Annotated in this window: 6 protein-coding genes; 1 reads left to right on the top strand and 5 read right to left on the bottom strand. The window is 71.9% G+C overall.

All coding sequences use genetic code 11. From position 1 onward, the window contains the following. Positions 1 to 179: 179 nt before the first annotated feature. Genes KME77_RS26485 through KME77_RS26465 form a run of 5 tightly spaced genes read right to left on the bottom strand, consistent with a single transcriptional unit; the run spans position 180 to position 6,403 of the window. Positions 180 to 1,508: an alpha/beta fold hydrolase gene (locus KME77_RS26485; RefSeq protein WP_308250912.1), complete on the bottom strand. Its 1,329-nt coding sequence runs from the start codon at positions 1,506 to 1,508 to the stop codon at positions 180 to 182. 47 nt (positions 1,509 to 1,555) lie between these two features. After that, on the bottom strand, positions 1,556 to 3,406 hold the full coding sequence (locus KME77_RS26480; RefSeq protein ID WP_219471660.1) for a beta-galactosidase: 1,851 nt from the start codon (positions 3,404 to 3,406) through the stop codon (positions 1,556 to 1,558). Positions 3,407 to 3,418: 12 nt separating this feature from the next. Beyond that, positions 3,419 to 4,252, bottom strand: a complete 834-nt coding sequence (locus KME77_RS30075; protein WP_219471659.1) for a carbohydrate ABC transporter permease — start codon at positions 4,250 to 4,252, stop codon at positions 3,419 to 3,421. Continuing rightward, a complete protein-coding gene (locus KME77_RS26470; RefSeq protein WP_219471658.1) occupies positions 4,249 to 5,196 on the bottom strand; it encodes a carbohydrate ABC transporter permease in 948 nt (315 codons plus the stop codon). The genes KME77_RS30075 and KME77_RS26470 overlap by 4 nt, the downstream gene beginning before the upstream one ends. Before the next feature lies 1 nt (position 5,197). Further along, a complete protein-coding gene (locus KME77_RS26465; RefSeq protein ID WP_219471657.1) occupies positions 5,198 to 6,403 on the bottom strand; it encodes an ABC transporter substrate-binding protein in 1,206 nt (401 codons plus the stop codon). Between the two features lie 131 nt (positions 6,404 to 6,534). Here KME77_RS26465 and KME77_RS26460 point away from each other — a divergent pair. After that, positions 6,535 to 7,598, top strand: a 1,064-nt coding sequence (locus KME77_RS26460) for an ROK family transcriptional regulator (protein ID WP_219471656.1), incomplete at its 3' end; no start/stop codon positions are given.

Genomic DNA, 7,598 nt, shown 5'->3' with positions numbered 1-7,598 from the left:
CCCGTCCGCCGCGGCCGCGGCGGGTCGCGACAGGAGCGGCAGGTCCGAATAGAGAATCGAGCAGTTGACGGTCCAAGCGGTCATAGCGCCCTTCCAGGGAGACATGGCGACAACCCTAGCGAGCGGCCGTCCACCTCCTCCAGACCGGTCGTGATCTCACCGGGGAAGGCCGCCGCGTCTCACCGGGGAAGGCCGCCGCCGAGGTCGCGGACCATGCCGGTCAGCCGGGCCAGCACCCGCTCGTCGGCCAGGCCGTCGTGCTCGTACTCGTTGGTGACCCACGCCTGGGCGTTGCCGATCCGGGAGGCGGTCTCCAGCTGCAGGCCGGAGTCCACGTACATGTCGTCGTGGTAGACGGCCGCCGCCAGCGGCACCTCGTTGGCGGCCAGCCGGTCGAGGTCGTACAACGGCGGCCAGTCGGCCCGCTCGGCCAGCAGCTCCACCGCGGCGCGGAACGGCCGCAGCCCGCGGATCTCGGCGAACATCCAGGGGTAGATCATCTCCCCGGTGAACAGCAGCGGCCTGGCCGACTCGGCGAAGGCCGGGTGGCGGGCCCGCTCGCGCTCGGCGGCCCAGCCGGTCGCGCCCGCGCCCGAGCCGTAGATGCTCTCCTGCAGCGCGGCGAACAGCGGGTTGTCGCCGTAGGAGGAGCGGGCCAGCACCTGGTGCAGAAAGGTGTCGGACAGATGGTCGCCGTCGAACGGGCCGTCGGAAGAGCCGTCGATGGGGCCGTCGGAGGGGCCGTCGAACGCCTCGTCCACGAGCCAGTGCATGCGCTCGTACCCCGGCTTCATGCCGAAGTCGACGCCCAGCGACTGCAGCCGCCGCACCGTCAGCACGTCGCCGTCCGGCAGCAGGACGTCCCCGGCCGCGAGCCGGTCGGCGATGCGCGCGACCGTGTCCACGTGGTGCGGGTAGCGGCGGTAGAAGGCGGCGTTCTTGGCCGCGACCCGCGGGTACGTGCGCCGGTAGACCTCCGCCGCGTCCGGCGCCACGGCGGGCAGGCCGCCGGTCACGTAGCAGGCGCTCAACCCCTCGGGCGCCCTGGACAGGTACGTCAGCGTGAGGAAGCCGCCGTAGCTCTGCCCGAGCGTCTCCCACCGCCGGCCGCCGAACACGGTGGTGCGCAGGTGCTCGGCGTCGGCCACGATCGAGTCGGCGCGGAAGCGGGCCAGATGGTCGGCGGCCCTGCGCGGGTCGCCGAAGGCGGCCATCACCCGGCCGGTGATCCGCGAGCTGCGGCCGGTGCCGCGCTGGTCGAGCAGGATCACCCGGTACGTCCTGAGCGCCTGCCCGATCCAGCCGTCCGGGCCGGTCGGCCGCGGCCCCTTGCCGCCCGGCCCGCCCTGCAGGAACAGCAGGCACGGCAGGTCCTCGCCGGCCCGCACGGGGTCGGCCAGCTCGCGGGCGAACACCTCGATCGTCTCGCCGTCAGGGTCGGACCAGTCCAGCGGCACGCTCACCACGTGCTCGCGCACCCGCATCCCGGGGATCGTGTACGTCGTCACGAAGGCATCCTCCCCCGGCGCGCGGCGGGGGCTCCGCGGCGGGGGATCTACCGCCCGATCCTGACCAGGTCCCCGGGGGCCGGCGCGGCCACCGTCTCACCCGCGAACGTGACGCGGGCCGCCACCGCCGAGTCCAGCCACCCGTTGACGCCCTTGACCAGCAGATCGTCGAGCCCGTCGCCGGTCAGCCGCAGCACCGCCGCGCCGCCCCGGGCGGCCAGCACCTCGACGTCCCCCAGCGGGGTGCGCACGCCGACGGGCCCGTCGCCGTCGTCCTGGACCAGCACGGTCAGGTAGTGCACGTCCCGGCCGGGATGGCTGCGCAGGTAGGCGTCCGCGCGTCCGTACAGGACCGGATTCTCCTGCGCCACGGGCTCGGACGGGGTCAGCAGCGAGCAGGGCCGCATGTCCTCGTCGAGCGCCGGCACCGGGCCGTCCACGACCACCCTGCCCTCGTACGCGGCCAGCAGCTCCTGCACGTGCCGGTGCATGAACGGGCCGCCGGGCACCGTCACGGCCGCGCACCGGGCCAGTCGCTCGGCGGTGACCGTCTCCAGGTCGAACAGGTCGTAGTCGCACCCCTGCGCCCGCATCCGGTCGTGGAAGGCGCGCAGCGCCCGCCCGCACCCCGGCCCCCCTTGTCCCTCCCGCTTGTCCAGGGCGGCGATCCCCGCGTACGGCAGGTACAGCCCGAAGGCCTGCGACCGCACCGGCTCGCACTCCAGGAACTCGGCCCCGTGCCGGGCGAAGAAGCCCGCCAGCGCCCGCACCACCGGCGCCTTCTCCGAGGCGGTGCCGTCCGCCCTGATCGGCGCGCAGTCCGGGTACACGCCGCCGTGCGCCGAGTCCAGGTCGGGCAGCCAGCCGGAGGTGGACACGCCGGTGTAGACGTTCACGCCGGTCGCCCCGGCCGCCAGGGCGAGCAGGCTCTGGTGGAAGCTCGTCGCCGCGTCGGCGTAGGCCGGGTCGTACAGCTCGGAGAAGCCCCAGTTCTCCTCCAGGTTCGGGCCGGGGGCGCGCTTGGCCGCGATCACGTAGCGGGCGTGCGCGTCCGGGTCGGACGACACGACGCCCATCCAGTTCGTGAAGCCGTAGGTGATGCCGTCCCACAGCTCGGGCCGCACCCGGGCCAGCCAGTCGTCCAGCTCCTCGACGGTCGGCGGGTTCAGGTTGACCACCACCGGCAGGTCCGTGCCGGTGGCCTGGGTCCAGACGCGGTAGACCTCGGCCAGGTACTCGGCGTGGCCGCGGCCCCGGTCCGCGCCGGCCGGCCGGCCGCGGTGGAAGGCCAGCCCGGAGGGGCTGTGGTCGTAGGCCGTCAGGGGCAGCGCGCCGTTGGTGTAGATCCCCTCGTTGGCGATCTGCAGGGCGGCCACCGGGGCGCCGCTCAGGACCTTGCCCGCCGCCGACAGCCATTCGGCCGCCATGGCCGAGAAGACCGCGCCGAGCGGGGCGGGCAGCGTCCGGCCGGGCGCCCGGTCAGGCGAGTCGGCCCAGCGCAGCGGCTCGCCCGACGCGCCGACCAGCGCCTCGATCGCCGGGTCGTGGTCGGGGCAGACCCAGTCGGGCAGCCCGCCGTACGTCACCTCCGCGTGGATGAACGGCCCCGGCTTGCCGATCACCTTCAGCCCGAGGTCGCGGCACAGCTCCAGGAAGCCGATCACGTCCCTGGACGGGTGCGTCGCCCCGGTGAAGTCCGGCGGCGTGCCGGGCGAGGGCTGGTGGTGGCGCCACGGCAGGTAACAGGTGATCACCTCGATCCCCAGCTCGTCCCGTACGGCGCGCAGCCGGTCCGCCCACACGGCCGGGTCGTCGCGGTAGTAGGGATAGTCGGCGGTGACGAGCACCCGCGGCTCGCCGTCCACGACGGCGACCCCGTCACGGAACTCCAACGTCACTCGGAACCCTCCTCAGGCCTTGAGGCCGGTGAAGGCGATGCCTTGCAGGATGCGGCGCTGGAAGACCAGCAGCACGGCGATCACCGGGATGACGGCGAGCGTCGCGCCCGCCATGATGTAGTACGCGCGGCCGCCGTCCGGGCTGGCCACGAGCTGCTGCAACGCCAGCGGCAGCGTGTAGAGCTCCGGGTCGTTCAGCACGACGAGCGGCCAGACCAGGTCGTTCCAGTGGAACAGGAAACTGGTGATCGTCACGACCGCCAGCACCGGTTTCGACAGCGGCAGCACGATCCTCCAGAACACCCGCATGCGGCCCGCCCCGTCGATCAGCGCCGCCTCCTCCAGCTCGGCCGGGATCGTCAGGAAGAACTGCCGCAGCAGGAAGATGTCCAGCACGGAGGCGATGTTCGGGACGATCAGCCCCCACCCCGAGTCGAACATGCCCAGGGCCTGCGTGACGTGCAGGCGCGGGATCAGCAGCGTGATCGCCGGCACCATCATGCCGGCCAGCAGCACCACGAACAGCTTGTCCCGGCCGGGGAAGGGGATCCTGGCGAACGCGTACGCCGCCAGCGCGTCCACCAGCAGCTTGGCCGGCACCAGGATCAGGCACACCCAGACGCTGTTGACGAACGCCGTGCCCAGCCCGCCGACGCCCAGGACGTAGTCGTAGTTCTCCAGCGTCGCCGCCCACTCGCCGGTCCTGCGGTCGGTCGGCAGCAGGTTCGGCACCTTGGTGTAGATGTCCTGCCCGTGCTTGACGGAGGTGGCCAGCATCCACAGGAACGGGACGACCGACACCGCCGACAGCAGGACCAGCGCGACATAGATCGAAGCCCGTCTCACGCCGCCTCCTGCTTGACGAACCTGAACTGCACCGCCGTCACGATCATGATGAAGACGAGCAGGATGAACGACATCGCGCACGCCGCGCCCATCGCGTCATAGCGGAAGGCGAACAGGTACAGGTGCAGCACGTAGCTGAGCCCCGACTGCTCCGGCCCGCCGGTGACGCTGCGGCCGTTGCCGGAGAAGATCACGTACACCAGGCCGAACACCTGCAACGCCGCGATCACCCCGGTCACCAGCAGGTAGAACGTCGTCGGCCGGAGCATCGGCACGGTCACCCGCCAGAACCGCTGCCACGGCCCGGCCCCGTCGATGACCGCCGCCTCGTTGATCGTCGTGGGGATGCCCTTCAGCCCCGCCAGATAGATGATCATCGAGATGCCGCACTGCCAGGCCGAGATGAACGCCAGCGCCGGGATGACCAGCTCGGGGGTGTTCAGCCAGTTCTGGCCGGGGATGCCGACCAGGCCGAGCACCGAGTTGATCAGGCCGTACTGCGGGTCGTACAGCCAGCGCCAGATCGCGCCCACCGCCGCCTCGGCCGTGACCACCGGCAGGAACAGCAGCAGCCTGAACAGGTTCTGGCCGCGCCGGATCGCGTTGACCAGCAGCGCCTGCGCCAGCGCCGCCGCCATGGTGAGCGGGACGGCGATCAGCGTGTACTGCAGCGTCACCCGCACCGACTTCCAGAAGTGCGGGAACTTGACGTCGTCGAACATCAGGTCGGCGTAGTTGGCCAGGCCGACCCAGGCGGCGTCGGTGCGCAGGTTCCAGTCGGTGAAGCTGTAGTACAGGGCCGACAGCGCCGGGTACAGCAGGAAGACCACGAAGTAGACGAGTGCCGGCGTGACCAGCAGCCAGCCCACGACGTGGTCCCTCCTGAGCCGTCTCCTGCCGCGCGCGGCGAGGGAGCGCGGCTGAGCCTGGGCGTGTACCGCCACGTCAGCCGTTCCAGCCGAGGAGCGAGCGGGTCTTGGCCGCCGCGTCCGTCAGCGCCTGCTGGGCCGTGGCCTTGCCGGTCAGCGCCGACTCCAGGGCCGGGGCGATGATCTCGTCGTTGACCTGGATCCACTGCGGCACCGCCGGTCTGGCGTGCGCGACCTTGAGCTGCTCCAGGAAGGCCGCCTGCTCCGGCCCGCCGGCCACGACCTGCGCCTTGAGGTGCGCCGGGAACCCGCCGAACGCGTCGGCGACGGCCCCGTTGTTCTCCGCGCTGGTCAGGAACGCCAGCCACTTCCAGGCCAGGTCGGCGTTCTTGCTGGTGGAGAAGACCACGGAGTCCTCGCCGCCGATGTTGCCGGCCGGCTCACTCTTGTACGGCAGCGGCGCCACGCCGAAGTCCAGGTCGGGGAACTGCTCGCGGATCGTCGGCACGTCCCAGGGGCCGGAGATGGTCATGGCCGCCAGCCCGTTCTCGAACGGCTTGTCCGAGTCGGTGATCTTGCGTGGTGACGACTTGAGCAGGTCCACCCAGAGCTGCAGCGCCTCCACGGCCTGGGGCTGGTCGAACAGCACCTTCTTGCCGGCGTCGTCCACCATCTGGCCGCCCGCCCCGTGCACGACGCCGGGGAACATCCAGGCGCCGTAGCCGTCGCCCTTGGGCACGTTCATCCCGGCCACCTCGGCGTTGGCCTGGTGCACCTGGGCGGCGACCTGCTTCAGCTCGTCCCAGCTCTTGGGCGGGGCAGGCACCAGCTTCTTGTTGTAGAACAGCGCCACGGTCGTCTGGTCGGCGGGCAGGCCGTACAGCTTGCCGCCGGCCCGGTTGGTGTCGAGCGCACCCTTGTAGTAGGCGCTCTCGTCGATCAGCCCGGCGGGCACCTCCTTGATCGTGCCGTCCAGCGCGTACTTGGACACCAGGGGCTGGTCCAGGATGCCCGCGTCGGGCGCGCTCTTGCCGGCGACCGCGCCGCCGAGCTTGGTGTTGTAGTCGTCCTTGGGGATCTTGACCAGCTTCACCGTGACACCGGGATTGGCCTTCTCGAAGTCCTTGCGCACCTTCTCCATCACCTGACCGGCCTGCGGCGTCCGGTCCTGGTACATCCAGAAAGTGAGCGTCTTCCCGTCACCCGGACCACCGCCGGAACCCTGTCCGCCGCAGGCGGCGAGTGTGACGGCGAGCACGGCGACCGCGACTCCTCGGCTCATGACCTTCTCCTCATCGGGGGGATGGCCAGACCATAATCTAAGGTGCGAAGAAAGTCTTCCGGCACGTCGGAAACACTTCGGTAACATCCACCTTCGGGCACGGAAGTAACATGGGCGCGGAAAGGGAGACGATGGCCACGCCAGAGCGCAGGACGGTGCGGGACCTCCGCAGGGGCAACCGGTCGATGCTCCTGAGGGCCCTCTACTTCGGCGGCCCGGCCAGCCGCAACGACCTGTGCCGCGTCACCGGGCTCAGCGCGGCGACCGTCAGCACGATGACCGGCGACCTGCTCGCCGACAACGTGATCGTCGAGGCCGGTCAGGTCGACTCCGACGGCGGCCGGCCCCGCGTGCTGCTGCGCGTCAACCCCGGCTACGGCTACGCGGTCGGCGTGGACGTGGGGGAGACGCAGGTCAGGGTCGAGCTGTTCGACCTGGAGATGAAGGAACGCGCCAGGGCCCACTACGCCGTCCGCTCGGCCAGGCACGACCCCGAGCTGGTCGCCCGTCACATCCTCACCGGCGTCGACGCGGTGATCGCCGAGAGCGGCGTCCCGGCCGGCCAGGTGCTCGGCGTGGGCGTCGGCGTCCCCGGCATCGTCGAGCCCGGCCCCTCGGGCCTGGTGCGGGCCAAGGCGTTCGGCTGGGACGCGGTCCCGCTCGGCGCCCTGCTGCGGGCCGGCACCACGCTGCCCCTGTACGTCGACAACGGCGCCAAGACGATGGGCCAGGCCGAGCTGTGGTTCGGCTCCGGCCAGGGCACCCGCGACGCGGTCATCGTGCTCATGGGCTCGGGCGTCGGCGGCACGGTCGTCGCCGACGGGGCCATCTACCGGGGCGCGGGCCACGCGGCGGGCGAGGTCGGCCACCTCAAGGTGGTCGCCGGCGGCCGGGTCTGCCGCTGCGGCGCGCGCGGCTGCCTGGAGGCGTACGTGGGGGCCGAGGCCGTCCTGGAGCGCGCGGGCGTCGTCGCCGACTCCGCCGACGAGGAGGCCGCCCTGGCCAGGCTGCTGGCGACGGGCTCACCGGTGCTCGCCGAGACCGCCGAGATGCTCGGCGTCGGCCTGTCGAGCCTGGTCCACCTGTTCAACCCGGAGCGGATCGTCATCGGCGGCTGGGCCGGGCTGATGCTCGGCGGGCGGCTGCTCGGCGACATCCGCGCGGCGGCCGCCGCCTGCACGCTCTCCCCGCCGGT

Source organism: Nonomuraea rhizosphaerae, assembly GCF_019396405.1.
GTDB lineage: Bacteria > Actinomycetota > Actinomycetes > Streptosporangiales > Streptosporangiaceae > Nonomuraea > Nonomuraea rhizosphaerae.
Note: the sequence above shows the minus strand (reverse complement) of the source record. Positions and strands in the feature narration are given on the sequence as shown.